Genomic DNA, 26,314 nt, shown 5'->3' on the forward strand with positions numbered 1-26,314 from the left:
TCAATCGACGTAGATGAATTCGTTCAGCCCGAACAACGACTGGCAATAGTCGGTCAGTGCTTCAAGCCGCGGATCCGGTTCACCTCGCTCGGTTCGCGATCGGGTTTGGGATTGAATGAACTGGATCGAGGTCTCGAGTTCGCTGTTTGTCGGCAACCGCGCGAACGAGGCTTCATAGGCCTGTTCGATGATCGGTTGCAGATCGAGGTCTTTGGGAATTGGCGTTTCGGTTTGATCTTGAGCGAGACGAATTGCGAAATCACGAGCAACGGATCGAACAAAGCGATCGTTCAGGATCACCATGGCTTGTGGGGCCACGGTCGTGTTTTGCCGTTGCGCACAGCTGGTCATCAAGTCCGGGCGGTCGAACGCCTGGAACATCGGATAGGGGATCAGCCGCTTGTGGAACATGTAAACGCTGCGCCGCCGAGTGGTCGCGTCGTCCTTGGCGTCGCTGGGATAGCGTTCGCCCTGGATGTTGCGGGCGAGGTTGGCTTCGGGAGCGATGTACGGCTTGAATCCCGGCCCGCCCGCTTCAAGGTTCAGCGTTTCGCTGACCGCCAGCATCGCGTCCCGCATGACTTCGACTTCCAAGCGTTGCGGTGTCATTCTCCAAAGCAGATCGTTGGCCGGGTCGATCTGTGGTCCCCGGTCGTCGATGGCCTCCGGCGTGCCGGCTTGTTGCCAAACCGCGCTGGTGAGAATCTTGCGATGGAGCGACTTGAGATTCCAGCCATCCTGGACGAATTCATAGGTCAGGTCCTCCAGTAGCATCGGGTGTGTCGGGGAATCGCCGCGAACACCGAAGTCGCTTGTCGTGGCCACGATGCCTTTGCCGAAGTGATGGTGCCAAACTCGGTTGACGATGACTCGGGCCAACAGTGCCCCGCCGCCCTGGTCGGTGTCGGTGATCCAGTCGGCCAAGGCGCGACGCTGCAGCGTGCTTTTTGCTTGACCGATCTTGGCATAGTCTTCCTTGGCTTGCCGCCAATAGTCGCCGGCGTCGGCCCCGGAGGAAAGCATCGCGGGGAATCCGATGTCGACTTCGATGTCGCGATCGTAGAAGTCGCTGCGGCGAAACAACCAGGTCGTTCGGCGGTTGTCGTCAAAGTCCCGAAAGAAGAACGCCTCTTTCCCACTGGGCAGTTTCTCCGACACGCGATCGCCGCTGTGAAAGACCCCCAGCAACTGGTAATACTCTTTCGCCGAAAACGCGTCGTATTTGTGATCGTGACAGCGGGCGCAGGCGACGGTGATTCCCAACAACCCCGAACCGAGCGTCGAGATCACGTCGTCCAGCTCGTTGTAGCGATTCAACAGGCGTTCGCTTTCGAGAAACGATTCGGGCAATTTGAACGCCGGCCCGGCGGTTAGAAATCCCGTGGCCGAAATCGCAGCGTCATTGTCCGGCTGGAATTCGTCGCCGGCAATCTGCCAACGCACGAATTGGTCGTAGGGCATGTTGTCATTGAATGCATCGATCACAAAATCACGGTAGGTGTACGCGTGCGGTCGATCTCGGTCGGCTTCCTGTCCGTCGCTGTCGGCATACCGCGCCACGTCCAGCCAATGTCTGCCCCAACGCTCACCGTAGCGGGGAGAATCGAGCAATTGGTCGACTAGATTCTGGATTGCCGAGTCGGGGTCTTCGGCATGGTCTCGGATGAAATGACTGATCTGCGCCCCGGTGGGCGGCAACCCGATCAGGTCATAGTACAAACGTCGCACCAGCGTTCGCGCATCGGCAGGCTCTGCAGGGCGAAGTCCCGCGCCGCTTAATCGCTGAAGGACGAAGCGGTCGATCGGACCCTTCGACCAACGGTCATGGGATGGTCGTGCAGGCACCGCGGGCTTGTGAAGACGTTGAAACGCCCAGTGCGTCTTGGCGCGATCCAGTTTGGGATCCACCACATCCGCGTCATCCGGCCATGGGGCGCCCTGATCGATCCAGGTTCGCAGGAGTCGGATCTGTTTTTCGTTGAGCGGCTGATTCCCTTCCGGCGGCATCACGCGACTTTCGTCGGCGCCGGAGACCAATTGGACGAGCAAGCTGTCTTCGCCCTTTCCCGCAACGATCGCGGCACCGCTGTCCCCGCCCTGCAACGTTTCGGCTTTAATCCCCAGGTTCAGGCCACCTTCTTCGGTCGTCCCGGCATGACACTGGTAACAATGCTCGCGCAAGATCGGTTGGATATCGCGACGAAAGTCGACGGACGCTGTGCTGGCGTTCGGTGTTCTTGTCTCGGGATCCGTCTCCTCAGCAGCGGCTTGGATCTGCGTTCCGAGGCAAATCGCCAGGACCAAGAGGCGACAAGCGTGCGCGAATGGGGCAGGAAGGACCTTCATGCGGAATCGCCGAGAGGGTGAGGGGGGCATTGCAGGGGCCCGATTGTAACAGCGCCGGCGGCACAGCGATTTGGTGCGACGCGTATTTTTCGTCCCGTCCGTCGCGGGATTTGTATCCGTCGGCAGCGACGTCCGCTGCGGATGGCAGAATGATACGGGGCAGAATGATACGGGGCAGAATGATACGGGGCAGGGTTAGGCGCGCAACATCATTCTGCCCCGCATCATTCTGCCTTCAAATCCCCGCCGCGTAAGTGCTGCACCAACCCACAGTTGCACCGGAACTCGCTTTGCTATTTCAGTGACACTTCGATCGGCGCATCCCCGACTTTCGCGTTTTCACTGACCACCGTCGTGGGGGCATCCTTGCCAGCTTTGACGATGAATGTCTTGCCGTTTGGTGCCGTCGGGGCAAACGCTGTTCCCTCGGCACGCACGGTATACAGCACGTCGCCACTGTCCGCATCGATCACTTGAACGACCGGATCGGCGACATCGAAGGTCAGTTCACCCAGCTTGCCCCAGGACGGCGGGTTGTAATTGTCGAACTGGGAAATCGTTCGCGGCCATCCGGGGTACTGTTGCGCGTCTGCGTCGGTGATGTCCACGTTCCGTGGCCAGCATTCCATCGTGATCGTGCGGTCTTTGGTGTTCAATCGCACGATGCCGAATCCGGCGGCACGGGTGTTCAACAAGTTTCCGGCCGGTTTCTTTTCAGGGTTGGCGGCCGCGAAATTGGTCACCTTGTTGGCAAACCCGTCCAGTTGGTCGCCGGTGTATTCGGGGGCTCCGGGTTCACGGTTCTTTCCGGGGTCAACCGGTTCCCACCAGCGCAGGTAGAGATTCGCGATCGAAGGAACACAGAACGACCAAATCGCATCACGATGTTCTTCGATCCCGTGTTGGAAAATCGTGGCAAGGTGCTGGTCACCGGCCAGGTGGAATGCGAAACCTTTGCGAAGCGCATCGAGTGCTCGATTGCGTCCGGATTGGGGCCAGCCGTTGGAGTCCATGTCGGCATGCAACCGCCCGTTGGCAGATCCGTGGATGTGGGCACCGCCACAGAAGATGGTTTGCGAGAGGGCGACTTTCAGATCCGCGTGGCGCCAATCTTGAGCCCATGCGTGAAGGAATTGCAATTGGCGGTCGCCTAACAGGACCGCGCCCTCGACGTCCACGCTGGCCGGATCGTAATCGGGGTTTCGGATATGGTCCGGACGCGGGCCTTGCTTGGGAACGCGGCCGGCGGGGCCGGTTTTGAATTTGCGGTCTTCCAAGATGGCAAAGTCGACGTTGCCCCAGTTCAGGTTGGTGAAGTAAACACCGATGCCTTGTCCGATCGTGTGAGGGTCGACCGGGTCGGGTAGATTGCTCGTTTGCGCACGTTCGACTTCTTTGACGTAGACGGCCGGTTTCGCATAACCACCGTCGGCGGCGCCGCTGAGCGTGGAAATCTTTCCGCTTTCGCCCCACAGGTTCGGCTGGCCGACATCATGATCGTCCGGCAGGCAGACCGTCGGGCGGTTGCGGATGATGTCTCCAAAGTCGCGGCCGAATTTCAACCACGCGGCGTAATGGCGATTGTGGTCGTAGACCTGGTCGCCGGAGAAAAACAGCAGATCGGCATCGGCTCGTTCGACGTTGTCGATCAAGTCCTGGCGCGAGATGTCGCCGCCGTGTGCGGGGTTGATCGAATTACCGGTGAATGCCGCGACGACAATTTCATCCTTGTCCACCGGGTTTTTGCGGATCGTGCCTTCGTAGAACGCTTCCGTCCCGTGCGCGACGCGGTAGTGGTGCGGTTTCGTATCGTCCCAGTTTTCGATCCGGAAGGTCGCCGTCCAGCCGGGATCGATCGCGGTCGTACGAGCCGCCTCGATCCACCGGCCGTCAGCTTCAATCTCCAGTCGAACGGTTTTCGAATCCTCATCCGCGAGCGGGTACAGCTGGGCGGTCAGCTTGAGCGTCTTGTCGCTGACGGTGTAAAGGGCAAAGCAGATGAGGTCCTTCTTCTCGACCGTCGGAATGCTCAGATCCACACGGCCTCGCGGGCGCGCTCGGCCCGTTTGGGCCGCGGCAAACGGGGCGGCGACGAAGTTGAAAGCCGTCAACAACAGGAAACAGCACGAAAGAGTTCGAGGCGGGAAGTGCATGGTGATTTCAGGAGATTCGGGCGAGTTCAGGAAGTGGATTCAAGTGTAGCATCCGCCGGCTGCGGGCGGCGCCAGAGCAGAAAAAGGTACAGCGGTATCAGAAAGTGTGGCGCCCGCAGTACCGACTCGTGAACATACTGGTCCGCTCCCCAGTAGATCAGACCGGTCGACATGCCGGCAACGGGACGGGCCAACGCGGTCAACAGACCCCAGAGGACGGCGTACCCGGCGGCGACCCGACGCAACGGGGGGACGAACAGCAGCACGCCGACGGCGAGGTCCATGATTCCGGCGATCCGTAGCATGATCGTCGCCGAGTCGTAGTCGAGTCCCAACGACAGGGAAATCATCGCATAGAAATTGCCGGGGGTGGGCCACCAACCCAAGGCGTAGGCGCCGTGTCCGGCAAAGGTGGTGACCACGGCGACCATGGCGACCAGAACAGTGACGCGATGTCGCGCTCCCAGTGCCAACGCCAGTGCCAACAGCGCGGGGGCGAGCACCTGCCCGCCGTGTTCCACCAGCATCGGCAACTGACGTTGCGCCGCGACATACTTGGCATAGCTCAACACGGCCAGCATCCCGGTGCCGGTCAGCAGAACCAGCATCTGTAGGTAGGATCGTCTTCCGGCCGTGAGACTCAGGATCGCGCAGACAAGGTAGATCCAACCGATCCGAGAAATCCAGCGTTGCACCCAACCATCGTCGACACCGTTTCCGACAAATTCTTCCCAACTGATCCCCAACCACTGCGCGAAATCGTACGTCCAGTCCTGCCACAGCAGAACGCCGTAGGGGCCTTCCCAATAGAGATGCTGCCACGTCCAACCGGCCAGACACAAAAAGGCCGACAACCGCAAAACCGAAACCAAGATTCCGTCGGCTACCGCGCCGGTGCGTTGCTGGGGCGAACTTTTGACAGTCTTTTCGGAGCTCATGGTGGGAAACAAATGAAGATCGGTTCGGTCGTGGAGTGGTGTTTCACTCCGACAGCACTCTAACCGTTGCCCAGATGGCTTGGCAGGCGTCGCTGCTGAAAAACGGCCGTCGTCGCGGATGCAAACGCTGCCCCACCAAATGCAACGAGACATTGTAGCGGATCGTTGCCGGGACCCAACCTTCCGACGGCAAGGCCAGAACGCCTGCGCTGCGATGCGTCGCTTCCGATTCATCGCGCGGGACGCACCGGAAACGTCACGGGGGCGGTTCACAGTAGGGATGAAATGGAGGTCCAAAGAGGGAATGGTCAGAAAATGGAATGGTCAGAAAACTGGGTGGTCAAAAAATTGGGTGGTCAAAAAATTGGGTGGTCAAAAAATGGAGTGGTCAAAAAATGGGGTGGTTAAAAGATGGGGGGCAAGAGATGGGGTGGTCGAAAGATGTGTCGTGTTTGCGTTAGCTCGACTCCTGTATGGTTTGATTTTTTGACCACCCCATTTTTTGACCAACAAGACCGGAGCCTAGCTGGACAGCGCCACTTTGCTCAAGAAACGCCGTGAATCGCCGGTCGAACGTAGCTACCTTCGCCAGAAGGTGGATCCCCGGGGTTTTCCACGCTCGCATCGAGCGTAGCCACGCCAAAGTGGCGCTGTCCAGCTAGTCAGTTGGTGTCGTCGCCAGCGTACTGAGCGTTCAACAATTCGGGCCGATGGCGCGTGTGCGGCGGCTTTCGGATCGGGTTAGACTGTGGCGTCTGTAAAAACGTGCCCGTGATGTGGCGCGGACAAGTACGACTTCATTGATTTGCTATAGGATACCCAATGCATTGCCGTTTGATTCGCGTTGTCGCGATGAGTTGTCTGTTCCTCATGCCGACGGTCTCGGTGATTGCCGATGACGGCGATCTGTTTTTGAAACCTCCCGCGGTGGTGCGATCGGGGAATCCGATTCATGCATCCAGCAATCGGGCGTTTCAAGGGATTCCCAGTCTGGCGGTGGCTCCCGGCGGCCGATTGTGGGCAACCTGGTACGCAGGTGTCACGCCCGGTGAAGACAAGAACAATTACGTCGTGCTGAGCACCAGCGGTGACGATGGGAAGACGTGGACCGAAGTGCTGATCGTCGACCCCGACGAAGGCGGTCCGGTTCGAGCTTATGATCCGGAATTGTGGATGGCCCCGGACGGCAAGCTTCGTCTGGCATGGGCTCAGGCGATCGGACACGAAGGGACCATCGCCGGGGTTTGGTTTCTGGCCATTACCAATCCGGACGATGCCCGTCCAGAATACGAGCCGCCCGAACGCATCACCGACGGGATCATGATGTGCAAGCCGCTGGTTTCGTCTTCCGGCGAGTGGATGCTTCCGGCGTCGACGTGGCGAAAGACCGACCACAGCGCCCGCGTGATCGTTTCCGATGATGACGGTGCGACCTGGGAGTTGCGGGGCGGTTGCAACGTTCCGGAAAATGAACGTGCATTTGACGAACACATGTTGATCGAGCGACGTGACGGGACGCTGTGGATGTTGGCGCGCACCCCTTACGGAATCGGCGAAAGTGTTTCGACCGACCAGGGACGCACCTGGCCGGAATTGACTCCATCGGGCATCGCCCACCCAAGTGCCAGGTTCTTCATTCGTCGATTGAACTCCGGCAAGCTGCTGTTGGTCAAACACGGTCCGGTCGACCAAAGGATCGGCCGATCCCACCTGACCGCGTTCGTCTCCGACGACGAGGGGAAAAGCTGGAGCGGGGGGCTGTTGTTGGACGAACGCAATCAGGTCTCGTATCCCGATGGACAACAGACATCCGACGGGACGATCCGAATCATTTACGATTTCAGTCGCACCGGGGAACGTCATATTTTGATGGCGACGTTTCGTGAAGAGGACGTGGTGGCGGGAAAGATCGTCAGTGACGGGGCAACGTTACGGCAGATCGTCAGCGACGCTTCTGGCCCGCTGGGAGCGGAATGAAAACGTCTGTGCCCATCGTCTGGCTGGCCGCGTGTCTTGCGGCTGTCTGCTTTGCGACTCTCGGATGCAATCGGCGCGAGCAGTGGCCTTATCGACCGGTCACATTGGTTTGTCCTTGGTCGGCCGGAGGCGGCACCGATCGGGTGTCGCGGCAATTTGCGGTGCAGCTTGAAAGTGAACTCGGCGTGCCGGTGAACGTCGTCAATGCGACGGGCGGTGGTGGCGTGACGGGGCACACGCGCGGCGCCACCGCGCCGGCCGACGGATACACGCTGACCATGGCGACGGTCGAGCTGAACATGCTGCACTGGCGCAGCCTGTGTCCGATCACGCCGGACAGCTTTGAGCCGTTGGCGAGGATCAATCAAGATGCAGCCGCGGTCTTCGTGTCGACGGATTCTCCGTGGCAATCGATTGAGGATCTGGAAGGAAAGCTGCGTGAATCAACCGATCCGTTGCGTGCGTCGGGAACGGCGGCCGGCGGAATCTGGCACTTGGCGTTGTTGGGGTGGTTGGACCGCAGTGAATTGCCCAGCGATGCGGTGACCTGGGTCTCGATCAACGGAGCGGCGCCGTCGCTGCAGGAACTGATGGCCGGTGGTGTGGAGGTTGTCTGCTGTTCGATCCCCGAAGCACGCGCGCTCGTTGATGCCGGAAAGATTCGATGCCTGGGCGTGATGAGCAACCAGCGCAGCCCGGCGGCGCCCGACGTCGCGACCTTTGCCGAGCAGGGCGTCGATTGGTCGATCGGGGCTTGGCGGGGATTGCTGTATCCCAAAGGCGTACCGGCCGAACGCGTCACCGGGATGCGGCAGGCGGTTTTGCGGGTCGCAGGCAGCAACGAGTTTCGCCAGTTCATGCAGGCGTCTGGATTCCAGGTGGCGGTCGCCGACGGGGAGCAATTCGCATCCTTTCTCGCTCAATCCGATGCGGACTTTGGCAGAATCTTGAATCAACCGCAGATGACGCAATCGTCTGCGTCAGCGATCGGTCCCTATTTTCTCCCAACGATCCTGGCCGCGCTCGGACTTGCGATCGCCGTGTTCGGTTGGGGCGTCTCCAGGAGGACGCAGGGCAGTGATGTGACGGCAGAACCGACGGGCAGGGTTAACTGGAAATCACTACTTCGTTCTAAAGGTATCGAGAGTCGCCGTGCAACCGTAGCTACCTTCGCCAGAAGGTGGTTCCCCAACGCTTTCCACGCTCTTGCGAGCGTCGCTACATTACGGTTGTTCGGTTTTGCCGCAGTCATCGTGTGGTTCATCGTGACGTGCGAAACGCTGGGCTACGTGATTTCCGCGGGCGTGATGTTGATTGCGATGTTGTTGATGTTGCGAGTCCGATTACCGATCGCGGTGACGGCGACCTTGGTGATCGTTCCCAGTTTGTATCACGGGTTTGCGGGCATGCTGGGCGTTCCCCTTCCCTGGGGCTGGTTGGGTTGGTGACATGAATCCATCGCTGTTGCAAGCGGCCGGCGAAGTTTTCGGCCGCGTTGACCTTTGGTTGATCATTGTCGCCGCGGCCTGCTATGGCATTTTCGTGGGGGCCATCCCCGGTTTGACGGCAACGATGGCGGTCGCATTGTTCGTCCCGGTGGCCTATTGGTTGGATCCGGTGGCCGCGATCGGTGCGATCGTGACGATGGTCGCCTGCGCGATTTTTGCGGGAGACATCCCGACCGTCTTGTTGCGGATTCCGGGCACGCCGGCGTCGGCCGCTTATGCCGATCAAGCGTATCGGCTGACGGAGAAGGGGCTGGCGCATCAGGTTCTGTCGGTTTCGTTGGTCAGCAGCGTCGTCGGCGGCGTCATCGGAGCCGTTCTTTTGATGGTTTTGGGCAACCAGTTCGCTGCGATCGCGAGTTGGTTTTCCGTGACCGAGTACTTTTGGCTGTACCTGATCGGACTCAGCTGCTGTGTGTTGGTGGCACCGGTCGGGACGCGCTGGAAGGCGCTGTTGAGTTTGATCTTGGGGATCCTGCTGTCCACGGTTGGGCTGAGTGCAGTGCACCTTCAGCCGCGATTCACGTTCCAGTCCGTGGATCTGTATCAAGGGATCTCGTTCATCTCGGCGATGATCGGGCTGTTCGGGTTGTCGGAGGTGTTTGCGAACCTGGCGTCTGCCAAGCGAGGTGAGGACAACTTGCCGTCCGGTGTACCGATGGGGTCGTTTGGGGCGATGCTTCGGTCTTCCAGGGCGGCCATGGTGTCGCGGTTCGTCACGCGTCCCTCCGGTACGGCTCGATCGAGTTTGATGGGGGTCTTGATCGGCATGCTGCCCGGCGCCGGCGCGGACATCGCTTCTTGGGTGACGTTCGCTGCAGCCAAGCGTGGGGGCGATTGCGACGCGGATCAGGAATTGGTTGATGCGATCGGCGATGCGACGACGGCCAACAGTGCCGCCTTGGCCGGCGGCTGGATCCCGACCTTGGTGTTTGGGATCCCCGGTGATTCCGTCACCGCGATCGTGATCGGCGTGTTGTTGATGAAGAACGTGACACCGGGGCCGGCGATCTTTGAAAATCAACCGTCACTGGTTTACGGCATCTATCTTATCTTTCTGATTGCCAATCTGGTGATGTTGCCGATCGGTATGCTTGCCATCCGGTTGGGGCTTCATCTGGTGCGGATTCCCAAACAGATTCTATTGCCGGTGATCGTTTTGTTTTGTGTCACCGGAGCCTATTCGCTCAACGGCAGCCTGTTCGACGTCACGGTCATGTTGGTGATGGGACTGGCCGGATTCATTTTGAATCGGCGTGGGTTCCCGTTGGGGCCGGTGGTCCTGGGGTTGGTGCTCGGCGGACCCTTGGAGGAACGATTGATTCAAGCGTTGACCGCGTCCGGCGGTAACCCGTTGGGGTTGCTGAATCGTCCCATCGCAGTCGTCCTGGCGGTCGCCACCTTGCTGATCATCGTCAGAATCGTGCGGCGACCGGAACGTGTTGCTCCTTGACAGATGAAGCAGTATTCAATTGTGCGCATGATGTCGTAGGCTCGGGAGAAGGCTATGGTCTTCATCGGCCAAATGTCTCGCGATCGATTGATGAATCGGCTCGCGAGGATTTCAATCTCTTCACGCATCCTTCGCACAATCTTTGTTCGCTGTGGACTAAGATGCGCGCCGGCCGCACAAAAGCTCTGTCACTGGAATCGCCTAATGAACTGGAATTACGCCTTGAATCGACCGCATCGCTCTCTCGCGTCATGGGTTTCGCTGACGTTGGTTTTCAGCACCACTATTTTGGGTGCCACCATTTTAGGTGCCAGTGCGTTCGGGCAGGTGGGGGCGGCGACCGGCAGCCAACCCGCGTCGCTCAATCGCACGACGCTTCCGATTCCGCAACCACAGCGTCCGACGTACACCGAATTGGATGTGCGCGACGCGAAACCACCGGCCCGATTCGAGGTGACGGCACCCAAGGGGGCTCCGAACGTTCTGATCATCCTGGTGGATGACCTCGGATTCGGAGCCACGTCGACCTTCGGAGGTCCGATTCCGACACCGACGCTGGATCGTCTGGCCCAGACGGGATTGCGATTCAACAACTTTCACACCACCGCGCTTTGCTCTCCGACACGCGTGGCTTTGAAGTGTGGACGGAACCATCACACCGCCAATGCGGGATCGATCATGGAGACATCGACGGCGTTCCCGGGCAACACCGGGGCGATCCCCAACAGTGTCGCACCGCTTGCGGAGATGATGCGATTGAATGGGTTTAGCACGGCGGCGTTCGGCAAGTGGCACGAAACCGCGCCTTGGGAAACGAGCGTCTCGGGGCCGTTCGATCGCTGGCCGACTCGACAGGGATTTGACAAGTTCTACGGCTTCATCGGTGGCGAAACGGATCAGTGGGCGCCGCTGATCTATGACGGCGTGAAGAAGGTGAATCCGCCTCAGGTCGAAGGCTATCACTTCACCGAGGACATGACGAACCAGGCCATCAACTGGGTCAAGGCCCAGCAGTCGATGACGCCTGACAAGCCCTTTTTCATGTACTTCGCAACCGGCGCGACCCATGCCCCGCATCATGTGCCGAAGGACTGGATCGAGAAGTTTCACGGCAAATTTGACGACGGTTGGGACGCGGTTCGTCAGGCCACGTACGAACGCCAAAAAGACGCCGGCGTCATCCCGGCTGAAACGAAACTTCCGCCGCGGCCGGAGGACATTGCGGCCTGGGATTCGCTGCCGGAGGATCACAAAACACTCTTTCGTCGCCAGGCCGAGGTGTTCGGTGCGTTCGTCGCACATACCGACCACCACATCGGCCGCCTGGTCGACGCCATCGAAGCGATCGACCAGATGGACAACACGCTGGTGTTCTACATCGCGGGCGACAACGGCACGAGCGCCGAAGGTGGGATGGTCGGCATGTACAACGAAATGACGTACTTCAATGGCGTCACGGAGAAAGTCAAAGACCTGCTGCCGTTGATCGACAAATGGGGTAGCAAAGAGACGTTCCCGCATATGGCAGCGGGATGGGCGGTCGCGTTTGACGCACCGTTCAAGTGGACCAAGCAAGTGGCATCGGACTTCGGCGGTACACGCAACGGGATGGTGGTTCACTGGCCACAAGGGATTAAGAATGGTGGAGCAATTCGCACGCAGTTTGGACACGTGATCGACGTCGCCCCCACGGTCCTGGAAGCCTGTCAATTGCCCGAGCCGACCGTGGTCAACGGAGTCCCCCAATTGCCCATCGAAGGCACAAGTTTGTTGTACACCTTCGATTCAGCGGACGCCCCCGATCGCCACACGACGCAGTACTTTGAAATGTTCGGAAACCGGGCCATCTATCGTGACGGGTGGCTCGCCCGAACGATTCACCGCGCCCCCTGGAAGACGACCGACCTGCCTCCGTTGACCGGCGACGTCTGGGAGCTGTACCACGTCGACGAAGACTACAGCCTGGCCGTCGATTTGGCCGCGGAGCATCCTGAGAAGCTGGCTGACATGAAAGCGTTGTTCATGACCGAGGCGATCAAACATCATGTCTTGCCGATCGACGACCGCACGATCGAACGGGCCAACCCCGCGCTGGCCGGCCGCCCCGATGTCCTCGGCGACCGAACCTCACTGACGCTTTACGAGGGGATGGAGGGGATGCTGGAGAACACCTTCATCAATGTGAAAAACCGCTCTTGCACCATCACCGCTGAATTGGAGATTCCCGACGGCGGAGCCTCGGGTGCCGTCTTGGTCCAGGGAGGCCGTTTCGGCGGTTGGTCGCTGCACTTGCGCGAGGTCAAGCCGGCCTACGAATACAATTGGCTAGGCATGCAACGTTACCTGGTCGAAAGCCCCACGGCGCTTCCCGCCGGTAAGGCCACCGTCCGGCTGGAATTCGACTACGACGGCGGCGGCTACGGTAAAGGCGGCACCGCGACACTTTCGGTAGACGGACGGCAGGTCGCTCAAGGCCGAATCGAAAAGACGCAGCCCAACCTGTTTTCGGCGGACGAAACGGCCGATGTGGGAATCGACAACCAGACCCCCGTCGCTAAAGGCATCGGATACGGCCCCCACGAAACCAAGTTCAGCGGCCGGATTCACCGCGTGGTCGTCGAAGTTCAATAGCCGGTCGGCAGCTTTCCGCTCCGGTCGGTCGTTCTCCGGAGCGTGGTGAACGGTCAATCGGAGCGGCGTTCGTCCAGCGATTCCGGTCATTCGGTTTGTACCACGTGTAGGAAGATCCTCCGGTGACCTTCACCGGGCGTGATGGACTCGCCGATCAAAGAACCAATCGGTGAGTCGACCGATTTGCCTCAGGAGGAGGCGCATCACACCAGGGAAGGTCAGGAACATGAAGACGCGCCGCGCCGTAAGCCTCTTGCTGGCCTGCCTTTTGATCTCCGTGCAGGCGGACGACTCGCGTGCCCAGAATTTTGAACGCTACAAGCCGCTGACCGTTCCCCCGCACGCGGCACAGCAGACGATGCGGCCCGACGAATTGCCGGCCGTCGAGGGAAGCGATCGCCAATTGCTCGAATCGCTCGACGCGGTCGTGATCCTGGACCACAACGACAAGGTCCAACCGGACCAGGCCAACGCGGAACTGACCGGAATCCACTACGATTTCGACGCCCGCAGTTCGCTGGTCTACAGTCGGGGCTTGACCCAGATCGTCGATCGCTATCTCGGCGGCCCGGTCACGCTGCGGAATCTCAATCAGCTAGCGCGCGACATCATTCTGTACTATCGCCGGTGCGGCCAACCGGTGGTCGATGTGATCATTCCGGAGCAAAAAATCACCGGCGGCACGGTGCAATTGGTCGTCGTCGAGTCACGTGTCGGCAGGATCAGAGTGGAGGGCGGTTGCTACTTCGACCCCTGTGACATGGGGAAATGGATCGGGTGCACTCGGCGAGGTTCACGCATCTATGAATCGGCGATCGCCACTGATCTGTTTTGGTTGAACCAGAATCCGTTTCGAAAGGTCGACGTTGACCTGCGTCCAGGAGAAGCCGACGGGACGACGGATGTCATTTTTGAAATGACCGACGTCCGCCCGATCAACGCTTACCTGGGATACGAAGACACCGGCGTGCGTTCGTTGATGCTGGAACGGTTGTACGCCGGCGTGATGTGGGGCAATGCGTTCGGACGTGACGCCACGTTGAGCTATCAGTACACCGCCGATGCCGATTTCGCTCATCTGCATGCCCACGCCGCATTCTATTCCGAGCCCCTGAACCGAGACTGGAGCTTCCAGACCTACGGTAGTTGGGCTGGAGTCGACCCCGTGTTGACCGGTGGGCTCTCGCAAGGCGGAGAGAGCTGGCAAGCCGGCGTGGGTCTGACGCGGCACCTGATCAAGAACCGGTGCCGAGACATCAGTGGCTCATTCGGGTTTGATTTTAAATCGACCAACAACAACCTGGAATTTGGTGGCGTGAATGTGCAAAACTCCGATGCGGATCTGGCACAACTTCGCGTCGGGCTTCGCGGCATCAATCGAATGGCCAACCGCCAATACTCGTTGTGGTCGGTCGACACGTTTATCGGTCCCGGCGGCGGATTCACCTCCAACGCCAACACGGCCGCCATGAACACAATTCGCGCCGGAACCTCTCCCGACTACATCTACGCACGTGGTCGGTTGGAACGCATGTGGGATTTGCCCAGTGGATGGGATTTCGTCGCTCGCGGTACCGGCCAAATCACTTCCGAGCGGTTGCTGTTCAGCGAAACACTCGGCTTCGGCGGATTCGATTCGGTGCGGGGGTATGATCAACGAGTGTTCTCGGGAGACTCGGGCTGGATCACCAACTTTGAACTCGGGCCCGAGCCCTGGAGATGGGGCTGCGGAGATCGTTGTCACACGCTCCGCGTCTATGGATTGTTCGATGCCGGTGAAGCCTACGTGGAGGATCCGTTAGTTGGCGAACGAACCGACGAGTTTCTGATCAGTCTGGGAGCCGGCCTGCGATGGAAGGTGGGAGACCGCACCAACCTGCGGGTTGACTATGCACACGGTTTCGAGGCGGTCGGTGGTGCGGCGACCCGAGACCGGATCCATCTCGGGTTTGTCTCTCTGTTTGGTCCACGTCCGTAGGCCGATCGGGTTGGCTGAGAGGATTGCCTTGTTCCCTGGCTCCTGCCTGGGAACACGTTACTCTAGAGGCTCCGCCTCACGGACCGAAGGCGGAGCCTGGGTTGAGCAGAATCTGGATTTTGCGGTGACGCAGCAATTACGTGAAATAATTACGCGGTGGATGGTCGACTCAATGCATCCATATGGCGACGGAACACGAGTGACATTAGCCGATTCGCGCAAGCGTTCGGGCCCCAGTGTCGATGGAGGCCCGTAGGCTGATAGGGAGCCCGTAGGCTGACGCCAAACGGCTGATGCCAAGAGCGTTTAGCGGAATCGAAAACGCCAAACCTTTACGAACGAAAACGCGAAAGAATCGAACGATCTTGCACAGCGCAGGCGGAGCCAGGGAACGATTGGATCAATCGGTTGCTTCCGTCAGGGGATCGGCAATCACGATCACGTTCGCCGGATAGCGAATGACACCCGAACGCGGTTCGAGCAGGCTTCCGATCGTTCGGAAGTAGTCGTCGTATCGGGTGAACCGGTCGTAGGTCAATTCATCGGTCAGGTCGATTTGGACGCCGGGGTAAATCAGTCCCAAGGTTGGATCATCAATGAAATGCACGATCTTCAGTTCGACCGCTTCGCAACCTGCCAGTGTCGTCGCGTCGAAACTGTCGAACGTGATTCCGGTGGCATCAATCAAGGTCGGTCGTCCGGGATCAAACAAACCGCCGTTTCGCAGTTCGATGTAGTTGCCGTTCTGCGCGAGCAAAACGGTGTCGCCCAATGAATTGCCATCGAGCGATAAACCCGATCCGTCAAAGACGATTCCATGGTCCGTAGGGGATGAACCTCCGTGAATCGTCACTCCTTGCAACGTGACGTGGAGGGTGTTTCCGGGGGTGTTGTTGCGGAACAGCAGTCCGGTGTCGCTCACGCCAGTGACCGATGTCTCGACGATTGCAATTTGGCCGTTGATCGCACCGGCTGCCGACTGGTCGGCAACAATGCCAAATGCCCCGCCGGTGAGAACGTTGTCCTGCACGAGCGTGGTGTCGACAAGATCGGTTGCGAGGATGCCGTGGTTCAGGTCGGTGAAGTGGTTGTTGATCACGGTGGTGCCGCCGGCACTGCTGGAGCCTGCGGCGCCGAGTTCGATTCCGGTGTTGCCGCCGCTGGTGGTCAACGCCTCGAAGCTGAAACCGTCGATGGTGACACCGCTGACATCGCCGCCGCCCGACGAGCCGGAGATTGCGGCGATTTGGAATCCGTTGTCGACGTCGCCGTTGTTGGCAAAGGGATCGACGGCGTCGGTGTCGATGATGGTGGCGGCGCCCGCGCCCGCCAAGGTCAGATCGTCGACCCAGACCTCGACCGATCCGCCGAAGGTGCCGGAGCCGACCGTCACCGTTTGCGGGCCTGCCAACAAGCCCGCCGCGTTGATGGCCGATTGGATGCTTTCGCCGTCGACGACGAACAGTGGCGAGATGTCGATCAAGCCCAGCGTGTTGTCATCGGGAAAGTGGGTGAGCATCTCTTCGACCGCGATCAATTGTGCCGAGGTCATGGCGGTACCGGTCAAACCGTCGAACGTCACGGCCGTGGCATCGATCACGGTCGGGCTGCCGGGCGAGAATTCGGCACCGTCGGCCAGGGCGATGTAGCTGGACGACTGACCGGTGAACGCGAGGCTGCCCAGCGAATCACCCAGGATGTTGACGCCCGAGCCGGATAGCAGCATGCCGGTCGCACCCCCGCTGATCGTTGCACCGCCAGTGATCTCCAGATCGACTCCCGCGTTGCCCGTGTCCGTCATGATTTCGACGACGTTGCTGCTTGCACCTCCGGCCAGCGACGCGGCGCCGATGTCCAGTCGGCCTGCGCTGCCGGCGACGCCAGTGTTGTCGATCAACAACGCCCCGTCGCTGCCGTCATAGCTGCCGCCGGTGATCGCCAGGGTGGACGCTGACTGCAGATCGTCGACCTGAATCGCTTGTTCGGTTGCGAAGACCTGGTTGGTACCGCCGATGGAAACGGTCGCCGTGTCGAGGAGGCCGCCGGAAAACCGCACACCGTCCTGGCCGACACGGCTTCCATTGTCGCCGATGGAGTTGTCGCTGATGACGAAATCGGTGTCACCTTGCACCGCCGCGGCCACATTGATGCCGTTGCCGTTGGAGCTGCCGCTGATGGCGTTGCCGGCGAAGCTGGCGGTCGTCTGGTCGATCAATACGTTGGATGCGCCGCCGATGGTTATGTTCGCGTCGGTGATGCGATTGGACAATCCGGACAGGTTGTTGGCGTTGAAACGGATCGCATCGCCGGCGGTGTTGGCAAAGGCGTTGCCGGCGATGGTGATGACGGCATCGTCGATGTCATCGCGGAACTGAATTCCGATGCCCCCGCTGCTGAAATCGCCGTTGTTCACAACCACGATCTCGGCACCGTTGCTGATCGATTGTTCAAACTCGATCGCCGCGGCACCCTGGATCAGGTCGTTGTTGGCGACGACGAAACGCCCGCCGTGGATCGCATCGATGTCCAGCCCCTGGCTGCTGGACACGATGAAATTGCCGTCGGCCGCCGCGTCGCCGCCGACGATAAAGGTCGCATCGGTGAGAGTGCCGCCGTTGACCGCGATCGCGTCGAAGGGCGCGCGAATGCCGCCCGACGCATCCGTGCCGTTGCCACGGATGCGGACCGTCGCGTCGGTGACATTGGTGGAGAAAACGATGCCCTGGCTGGCGCCCTCGATCAACGCGTTGTTCGCAATGTCGATCACGGTCGTGTTGCCCGTGATCGGGCTATCGAAGTGGACGCCGTGCCGTCCGCCGAGGATCGAATTGCCGCGGATGGCGATGTCTGCGCCGTTGAGCGAGTTGTTAAACAGGATGCCGTCTCGTTCCACGGCGGTCATCGTCACGTTGCTGATCTCGATGGCGAGCGCCGAGGTCACCGTGTTATCGATTCGGATTCCGTCACCATTGCCCGTCGTGCCGGTGATCACGCCGTTGGTGAGGGTGACATTGTTTGCGCCGCTGGTGACCAGGATCGCGGGCGATCCCGACGTGCCGGAATAGGTGAACCCGTCGACCGTCGTGCCGGCGGCGCTGATGGTGACGGCCGGGCTGGCAGGGGCGATGATCGCGTCGGCGCCGCCGACCAGAATGACGTTTGCTTTGTTCAGCAGAACGGATTCGGCGTAGGTTCCGTCGCCGACCGTGACCGTGGCGCCCGAGTTGGCCGCGACCGCGATGCCGTCCTGGATTTCGGCATCAGGGCTGATCACGTTGACCGTTGTCGCGTTCCCGCTGATGCCGCCGGTCGCGGTCAAGTTTCCGTCCAAGTTCACCGTCGTGGTGTTGAACGCGATCGTGTCCGTTGCATCGACGGAGGCTGCGTTGCTGACGGTCGTGGCCGTCCCGCCGTGGGTTGAAACGGCGTCGAAGCTGGTCGTGCCGCCGAAGGTGGTGGTGCCGGCGGTGTTGAATTCCACATTGGCGACGTGGCGAAGATCGATGTCGGCGACGTCGATCCCGGTTGTGTTGTTTGTTGTGCTCGGGTCACCGAACCGGATCGTGCCCGCGTTCATTCTGGCCAGCTGTGCGTCGCTGAAGGTCAATCCGCTGCCGGTGCCGACGCCGATGGTTCCCGAGGTACTGCGTTGGAAAGTGATCGCATCGGCCGCGGTCAGGCTCGTGGTCCCTCCGTTGACTTCGCTGTACTGAGGCGCGTTCACGATGAGGTCGGCTGCGCTTGTGATGTTGACGGCGCCGCCCTGGGCGCGAAAGTCATCGAATCCGCCGGAGACACCGGTCGCGTCGGCGTCGGTGTTGAAGATCGCGTCACCGACTGTGGTGGTCATGCTCGCATCGTTGATGAACGTGACCCCGTCGTTGGCATTGATCTCGATCGAACGGAAGGTCTGTGCGCCGGAGGGCGAGACGAACGAGCCGGCACGGTTGAGGGCATTCAGCTGGACCAGCCCGGTGATGGTGCCGGACAGGTCGAACGTGCTTTGCACGTCCAGTTGGACGATTTGGTTGTCGGCTGCCGTCGGGTCACCGATGACCAGATTGGCCGCCGAGATGCGGCCCAACTCGGCGGCGTTGAGTGTCGCGGTATTGCCGCCGTTAAAACCGAGCCCGAAATTGCCCGCGGTGGCGCGATCGAACAGGACGGTTCCGGCGCCGGCATTCACGGTGGCATTGATCGAGTAGTCGTCGGCGAGGAAGGAGATGGCGCCGCCGCCCGAGGTGATGCTGTCGCTGATGATCACGTTGTCCGCGCCGCTCATCCGCAGCCAACCGCCGTTGGTGTCGATCGTCGATCCGGAAGCGATGCTGATCGTGTCGCCGCCGCTGGCATCGAAGTCGGCGAGGAGTTGCAGATTCAGTCCGTCACCGCTGTCGATGATGTCTGAACCGTTTTCCAGGCTGATACCGCCGTGGGCGCGGATGGTGAGCGTTTGGGTGCCGGAGGTGTTCGTTTGGATGCTGTCGACGATGCGGATGTTGCCGGCGTCGGTTCCGCCCGCAGCGGTCCCCACCAACAGGCTGCCTCCACCGTTAAGTGTCGCGACGATCGTGTCGATGTCTCCGAATCCCTCGCCCGGCGCACAGGACGACGCGTCGAACGCCAAGCAGGCGTTGGTCGGGTCGAGCAGGAACAGGCCGCCCGTGCCGCGATCGGCGCCGACGTCGACGCGGCCGGCCACATAGACGTCGTGACCGGACACCTCCACGAAACCGCCATCGCCTGCGTCGACGCCGCCCCGGGCCCCGGCCGTGCCGGTGAAGTGCGTTTTACCGTCCGACCAAATGATGACTTGCCCGCCGTCTCCACTGACGTACGCATCGGCCCGAATGACGCTGTGCTCGTCGACCGACGTTTCGGCCGCATTGATGATGTTCGGATCGCCGCCTTGGTAGCCACCGCCGATGTTGATTTGACCGCCGCCATGTTCCCCAGACGCGTCGATCGTTGCGGCAGACAATTCCACGGAGTCGCCGGTTACGACCACGTTTCCGCCGACGGTCTTGGCGGCGGTGTCGGACGTCGTCTTGGTGGCGGCGATTAAACCCTGTTGCATCACCTTGCCGCCGGGATTGACCAAGTACACTTCACCGCCCGCTTCCAGGGCTCCGGTCGCTCGAATGTTGCCCGAGTTCTTGATCACACCTGCATAGGGGCTGATCCCTGATTCGATCGTTGCCAGATCGGCGTGCGTGAAACGGCTGCCATCGGCCAGCGTCACGCTGCCACCGGTGGCCAGCGAAATCGAACCGCCGTCGGACGTGATCGTGCCTTCGTTGGTGACGCTGGCCCCGATCAACGCCGCCCCGCCCGAGTCGGTTCGGATCGTGCCGCGGTTCAAGACGCTGGCGGTGGAGTCACCGCGAAAGGTGAGCGAACCGCCCTGCATGAATTCGTGGTCCGGAATATCCAAAACCGATGCCGTAAATCCGTTGGTGTTGATCACGCCCGAGGCGCCCACCACGATTCCCGAGGGGTTGACCAAGAAGACATTGCCGTTGGAGTTTAGCGTTCCGTAGATCGCCGAGGGATTGTTGGGCGTGACGACTCGATTGAGCACGGCGGAGGTGGCCGAGGGCTGCAAGAAGTTCGCCGTCTGGCCGGCTTCGATCGAAAACCCTTGCCAATTGATGATCGTGCGATCGCTCTGGCTGGTCACATTCAGCGTCGTGCCGTTTTGGGCGATCGTGGCGCTGCCGGCGACAACGGTGCCGCCCCCGTCGGCCCACACCACGGCCGGAGGAACGATGGATTGAAAAAGCATCAGCACGCAGACAAAAACGCAGAGTCCGCGACTGGGACGAAGACCAGTAATTGACACGGGAGTCATCCTAAGAACGAAAGATACTTCGTGAGCGTCGACGAATCAGTCTAAACAGAGCACCTCTCGACGCAATCAAAACCGCCGCTTTCGATCGAGATCCGCGACGCCCGACTCAAGCAAGAGGGAGCCTTACTGCAGTTGCTTCAACAGGTCGTCGCAGGCCGCCCGTTTGGGGAAGGCATCGACGCGCGCAAGCACGCTGCCCAGCAGGGGCGCGGCCAGTTCCGGCCGACCGAATTCGACCAACAACCGAGAGGCGTAGTAGGCTTCGTCGCCGCTGACTTGGTTGGACGCAATGCCCGCCTTGAGCAACTCCGCAAAGCTCCTCTTGGCCGCCTGGGGCTGGCCCGCGGCGAAGGTGGTCCAGACCAGCGTGATTCGTGCGCGACGTCCGGCGACGGATTCCAGTTGATCGAATCGTTCGGCATTGACCGTGGCCAGGGCGAGCGCGCGCTTTTGGGCTTCGGGCGAATCGACTTCCGACAACGTCAACGCCAGCATGTTGGCGACTTCGACGTTGGCCGGATGGTGGGTGTGGAGCGTCTGCAGGATGTCGGCCGCAGCCTGCCAATCCCCGCGAAACCGCTCGCTCTGGGCCTGCAACAGCTTTGCAGCCGTGTTGTCCGCGTCCTGGGTTTGCACCGCCGAGATCTGTTCCTCGGCCGATTCGATCTCGCCGAGCGAAAGCAGCAGATCAGCCGCGGTCAGGCGGACGTTGGCAGAGTCCGAGTGCTGGGCCACCGCTTGATGGACCTGCATCAGTGCCTGGGATCGATCGCCTTGTCGCAGCAGGGCTTTGGCCAATCGGAATTCGGTCAGTGGAAGGCTGGCGTCCAATTTTCGTGCGTTGTCAAACGCAGCGATCGCCTGGTCGACATCGCCCGCAGCGATCATCGCTTCGGCCAGGCGTTGGTGTGCGACCGGGTCGTCGGCGGCCAGCGACACCCACTCTCGCAGGTTCGCTAGCGCCACGGCGTGGTAGTGGTCCGTCATTTCACGCTGCTCGGTGGAGGCCAGAAGAGCAATGCGGGCTTGCGCGACCGAGGCGCGACCCGCGGCAACCTGGGCCAGCAGCGAGGTTCGGCGTGGGTGGGTTTCCGACCAGATCGCGATCAGGCGGTCGGCTTCGTTGTAGCACAAGCGTGCTTCGGCAAGTTGCCCGCGACGGACGGCCAGGTTGCCGAGCGACACATAGGCATCGGGACCGTCCGAATGGGCGGTCGTGGCTTGCTGGAGTGCCCGCAGCCCCGATCGTTGATCGCCGGCCGCCAACAGGAGTCGACCCCACATCGTCAGCGCGGGCGGCAGTTGATCGCTTTCCGCCGCCGCCACTTCCAGTTGTTCAAATGATTTCTTGAGTCCTGCCAAGCGGTCCCTGCCGGTTGCTTTGAGCGACTGCACGAACAGATCACGCGCGGCAGTGACGTTGTCGGTTGCCAACTCGGCGGCGGAAACTTCGCCGTCCTGCAATTCCGCAGCCACCGAACAAGTCACGCTCAGGCCGCTCGAAATCGTCGAAAGTACGATTAACAGAAGGACCGGTTTCATCGCCAATGTTGCTCCCAGAAAAGGTTCGCCGTCAACAAATCAAGACGCTCACCCTAGTCGCGTGTTGCGGGGGCTCTAGGCGAGATCGGCGAAGCATTTCAAACCGGCCCGTCTGCGGACCCGGATTCGGCGATTGATCACGCTGTAGCAATTGTGCCGGCGAATCACGGCGCCGCACCGTTTCGCAAAAGGAATCCAGACGTCTGGTCAGGAATCGCAACCGTTGCGATGCCGTCGCATCCGTGGTCTTTGTCGCAGTGACCGCTGCCGACCAGGAGGCGTCCGCCCGTCATCCCTTCGATCCCGAGCGAGCAGTTGACCGGATAGCGTCCCTGCATGGTGAAGTCGGCGTCGGTGACGATCAGGGTTGTGGGATTGCCATAACAACCGAACCACCAACGGTCGTGGGCGAAGGTCGCGGTTTGAATCCCCATCAGTGTGTGACCGCTGTTGATGATGTGCTTGCGCAGAAAGGTGAACTCGCCGTCGTACTCATAGACATAGTTTTCGTCGACACCATCGGGTAGTCCGCCGACGACAAAGAAGTGGCCGTCGCGAACAGCGATCCCGCCGGCCCCGTGGAACACCTCCTGTGTTTCGTGGCGGGAAAGTTCCTCCAGCGAAGTGGCATCGTAGACGTAAACCCAGGAATCGGCGTTTCCCTGTGGATCGTTGAATTTGCCAAGGTTGACGGCGACGAAAAGTTTGCCGTCGTGGTGACAGAGGTCGCCGTGATGGTTGACGACCGGGGTCTTCTTCAGCACGGTTCCATCCATGTCCGTCTTCACCAGGGTCGTCGTGAACGACCAATAGATCGACGTCTCGTCGGTGCAGATACCTTGCAGATGATGTTTGTAGGTCCCGTCGCATGGGACGTGGAACATCGCACCGTCCACGGCGGACCGGGACGATATGGCGTCTGGGGAATCGGTCCCGGGCAAACCAGGCTCTTGGGCATGCGCTGCCAATGGCAAGGTGAAGAGTAGAAGAAGTCCAATTGCTGAGGAGTGATTCATGAATCTTTCATTCGCGAGGTGTCAGACGTGTGCCGAGTTTCTTCGGCGGTTATAGTCTAAGTGAGATATTCCATCACGTCAGTCAGAGACCCGGCCATTTCCTGTTCAAGCAGTGAGTCATCATGAACCCGAAATCCGTTCGCAATTCTTTTCAAGCTGTGACAATCGGCGTGGCCTCGATCGTGTTTTGGGGACTCCTGGGTGATTGCGGTGTCGCCGACGATGTGGTGACGCTGAATCAAAAGGCTGACGGCTATCGCGGTATTTGGTACATGAATCAGCCGTCGGGCGACGAATATGTTTACAAGTACAGCGGCGGTTTGGGAACGTACTGTGCCAAGCACCGGCCGTTTGCCATTTATTGTCCCCAGGTCAACAAGACGTTCTTCTGTTATGGCGGTGCGACAAAAGATGATAGTCGCAAGCTGTTGCATATGGTGTCGTACTTTGACCATGAAACAAAAACCGTACCGCGGCCGACGATTCTGCTGGACAAAAAGACCAGCGATGCACACGACAATCCCGTGATCTCGGTCGACGACAGCGGCTACATTTGGATCTTTTCGACGTCGCACGGGCGGGCGCGGCCGTCGTACATCCATCGTAGCGAACGACCCTACGACATCGATTCGTTCAAGCTTGTCTCCGCGAGTCGATCGGACGGCCAGTCGCGAAAGCCGATCGACAATTTCTCCTATTTGCAAGCTTGGCATTCGGCGGAAAACGGGTTCCAAGTCTTCTTCACTCGCTACGGCTACCCGGCACAACGAACGATTTGCTTCATGAGCAGTGACGACGGCGTCAACTGGAGTCCCTGGCAACGCATCGCCGCGATCGAAGAAGGGCACTATCAGATTTCGGGAATCGGCAATTCCAAGATCGGTTCGTTTTTTAACGTTCACCCCAAGGGCAAAGGTCTGAACTGGCGAACCAATCTGTACTACGTGGAATCGAGCGACGGTGGCAACTCGTGGCAGACGGTCGATGGGAAACCGCTCTCGCTTCCGCTGACCACTGCAATCAACCCGGCGCTGATTCGTGATTATCAAAGCGAAGGCCTGAACGTGTACCTGAAAGACTTGCGATTTGACCAGCACGATCGGCCCGTGTTGCTGTACATCACCAGCAAGGGATACCAGTCCGGACCGAAGAATGATCCTCGAACCTGGACGACCGCGCGGTGGACGGGGGAGCAGTGGGAATACGGTACCGTCACGACATCGGACAATAACTACGACTTCGGCGAATTGTGGATGATTGCCCCGGATGACTGGAGAGTCATCGGGCCGACGGAAACAGGACCGCAGCCTTACAACCCGGGCGGTGAAATCGCGATGTGGCAGAGTCGAGATCAGGGCACCACGTGGAAACGTACGCGTCAGATGACAGCGGGAAGTTCCAAGAATCACACCTATGTCCGTCGTGCATTAAACGCCCACCCGGACTTCATCGGCATCTGGGCCGATGGACACGGTCGGCAACCGTCCGATTCACAACTCTATTTTTCCGACATCGACGGCAACGTGTTCCAACTGCCGACCCAAGTGGACGGAGATGCCGCGGCGCCGCTGGCGATTCCCAGCGGCTCGCCCGCTGAGTGAACGACGACTGGTGGCCCCGCAAGTGACTCGTGATAAGGAAGGCAGTATGATTCGGGGGAGAACGATGTTGAGACGATTTGTTTTTTCTGTTTGCGTGGTCGCGTGCAACCTTTCCACGCTGTCGGCCACCGAGCCATTCCTGGACAAGACCGACTTGTTCACTGCCAAGCAGGCCGGATACGAGACGTTTCGAATCCCCGGTGTCGTTGTGACCAACGCGGGAACGGTGCTTGCGTACTGTGAAGCGCGCCGAGGAAGTCGGTCCGACTGGGCGGACATCGAAATCCTGCTGACAAGAAGCACCAATGGCGGTCGCACGTGGTCGCCCCCGCAGCGGATCGCGGATTCAGGCAACGACACGATTAACAATCCCGTCGCGATTGTCGATCGAGACTCCGGCCGGATTCACTTTCTGTATTGCATCAATTACCACGCGTGTTATTACATGTTCAGTGACGATGATGGAGTCACATTTAGCAAGCCGCGTGAGATCACATCGGACATCGAACCGATTCGAAGCGAGTACGATTGGAGGGTTGTGGCGACGGGCCCCGGACATGGCATTCAACTGCGCAGCGGCCGCCTGCTCGTGCCGATTTGGATGTCGACGGAGCTGAAGCATCATCGCCCCTCGGCGGTCTCGGTGATCTACAGTGATGACCACGGAACGACTTGGCAGGTGGGCGAAGTCGTTTGTCAACATCCTGATCCGCTGATTAACCCGAGCGAAACCATCGCGGCTCAGCTTTCTGATGACCGCGTCGTGCTGAACATTCGCAGCGAGAATCGCAACTACCGCCGAGCGCTCGCCTTCAGCCGAGACGGCGCGACGAATTGGTCCTCCGTGATGTTTGACGAGGGGCTGTATGAACCGATCTGCATGGCGGCGATCGTTCAGCTTCCGCAGCCGTTCGCAAACAACCAGAGTACGTTCCTGTTCAGCAATCCGGACAGTTCTTCCAATCCCGCCTTTCACGGAAAGAATCAATTCCGCCATCGCGAAAACGTGACGATTCGCATGAGCACCGATGATTGCAGGACGTGGCCAGTCTCACGGTTGCTCCAGCCAGGTATCAGCGGATACTCCGACCTTGCCGTCGGCCCTGATGGCACCGTTTATTGCCTCTATGAACGCGGCGGCGATGACGGCTTTGCTCATCAACATCTCACCATGGCTCGGTTCAATCGGGCATGGGTGGAGCAGACGGTGGAACGCTCACCGTGATTCGACAGGCAATGTCAGTGAATCATTCGTCACGCCCAATTGCCCGAACACCGACCCGTTGTACGTGTACCTCGTAGCGACAATTGACCGGCGATACG

At 60.0% G+C, this 26,314-nt stretch carries 13 protein-coding genes; 7 read left to right on the forward strand and 6 right to left on the reverse strand.

Features of this window, described 5'->3' with window-relative positions:
* The 3 genes from Mal15_RS28930 to Mal15_RS28940 form a co-directional block, all read right to left on the reverse strand.
* On the reverse strand, nucleotides 1–2,346 hold the full coding sequence (locus Mal15_RS28930; RefSeq protein ID WP_147870939.1) for a PSD1 and planctomycete cytochrome C domain-containing protein: 2,346 nt from the start codon (nucleotides 2,344–2,346) through the stop codon (nucleotides 1–3).
* 293 nt (nucleotides 2,347–2,639) lie between these two features.
* The gene (locus Mal15_RS28935) at nucleotides 2,640–4,499 is read right to left on the reverse strand and encodes an alkaline phosphatase D family protein (protein ID WP_233903093.1); all 1,860 of its coding nucleotides are present in this window, start codon (nucleotides 4,497–4,499) and stop codon (nucleotides 2,640–2,642) included.
* 26 nt (nucleotides 4,500–4,525) lie between these two features.
* Nucleotides 4,526–5,437 carry a hypothetical protein gene (locus Mal15_RS28940; RefSeq protein ID WP_147870940.1) on the reverse strand — a complete coding sequence of 304 codons (912 nt, stop codon included), beginning with the start codon at nucleotides 5,435–5,437 and terminating at the stop codon, nucleotides 4,526–4,528.
* 822 nt (nucleotides 5,438–6,259) lie between these two features.
* Between Mal15_RS28940 and Mal15_RS28945 the strand changes: the two genes are divergently transcribed.
* From Mal15_RS28945 to Mal15_RS28965, 5 genes are all read left to right on the forward strand, one after another.
* Nucleotides 6,260–7,414: a sialidase family protein gene (locus Mal15_RS28945; protein ID WP_233903094.1), complete on the forward strand. Its 1,155-nt coding sequence runs from the start codon at nucleotides 6,260–6,262 to the stop codon at nucleotides 7,412–7,414.
* Nucleotides 7,411–8,862, forward strand: a complete 1,452-nt coding sequence (locus Mal15_RS28950) for a tripartite tricarboxylate transporter substrate binding protein (protein WP_147870941.1) — start codon at nucleotides 7,411–7,413, stop codon at nucleotides 8,860–8,862. Before Mal15_RS28945 ends, Mal15_RS28950 begins: the two co-directional genes overlap by 4 nt.
* 1 nt (nucleotide 8,863) lies before the next feature.
* Complete coding sequence (locus tag Mal15_RS28955) at nucleotides 8,864–10,372, forward strand: tripartite tricarboxylate transporter permease (protein ID WP_147870942.1); 1,509 nt, start codon at nucleotides 8,864–8,866, stop codon at nucleotides 10,370–10,372.
* A gap of 204 nt (nucleotides 10,373–10,576) precedes the next feature.
* Nucleotides 10,577–13,003, forward strand: coding sequence for an arylsulfatase (locus Mal15_RS28960; RefSeq protein WP_147870943.1), 2,427 nt, complete (start codon nucleotides 10,577–10,579; stop codon nucleotides 13,001–13,003).
* A 226-nt stretch (nucleotides 13,004–13,229) separates the two neighbouring features.
* Entirely contained in the window at nucleotides 13,230–14,981 is a 1,752-nt protein-coding gene (locus Mal15_RS28965) for a ShlB/FhaC/HecB family hemolysin secretion/activation protein (RefSeq protein WP_147870944.1), read from the forward strand.
* Between the two features lie 400 nt (nucleotides 14,982–15,381).
* Here Mal15_RS28965 and Mal15_RS28970 read toward each other — a convergent pair whose 3' ends face one another.
* The 3 genes from Mal15_RS28970 to Mal15_RS28980 form a co-directional block, all read right to left on the reverse strand.
* A complete protein-coding gene (locus Mal15_RS28970; RefSeq protein WP_167547112.1) occupies nucleotides 15,382–20,766 on the reverse strand; it encodes a beta strand repeat-containing protein in 5,385 nt (1,794 codons plus the stop codon).
* 189 nt (nucleotides 20,767–20,955) lie between these two features.
* Nucleotides 20,956–22,374 carry a tetratricopeptide repeat protein gene (locus Mal15_RS28975; RefSeq protein WP_147870946.1) on the reverse strand — a complete coding sequence of 473 codons (1,419 nt, stop codon included), beginning with the start codon at nucleotides 22,372–22,374 and terminating at the stop codon, nucleotides 20,956–20,958.
* Nucleotides 22,375–22,538: 164 nt separating this feature from the next.
* Complete coding sequence (locus Mal15_RS28980; protein ID WP_147870947.1) at nucleotides 22,539–23,258, reverse strand: hypothetical protein; 720 nt, start codon at nucleotides 23,256–23,258, stop codon at nucleotides 22,539–22,541.
* Between the two features lie 254 nt (nucleotides 23,259–23,512).
* Between Mal15_RS28980 and Mal15_RS28985 the strand changes: the two genes are divergently transcribed.
* Both Mal15_RS28985 and Mal15_RS28990 read left to right on the forward strand, forming a co-directional pair.
* Nucleotides 23,513–24,991, forward strand: coding sequence for a BNR-4 repeat-containing protein (locus Mal15_RS28985; RefSeq protein WP_147870948.1), 1,479 nt, complete (start codon nucleotides 23,513–23,515; stop codon nucleotides 24,989–24,991).
* 67 nt (nucleotides 24,992–25,058) lie between these two features.
* On the forward strand, nucleotides 25,059–26,216 hold the full coding sequence (locus Mal15_RS28990) for a sialidase family protein (RefSeq protein ID WP_199773758.1): 1,158 nt from the start codon (nucleotides 25,059–25,061) through the stop codon (nucleotides 26,214–26,216).
* Nucleotides 26,217–26,314: the final 98 nt, after the last annotated feature.

This window comes from Stieleria maiorica (assembly GCF_008035925.1).
GTDB lineage: Bacteria > Planctomycetota > Planctomycetia > Pirellulales > Pirellulaceae > Stieleria > Stieleria maiorica.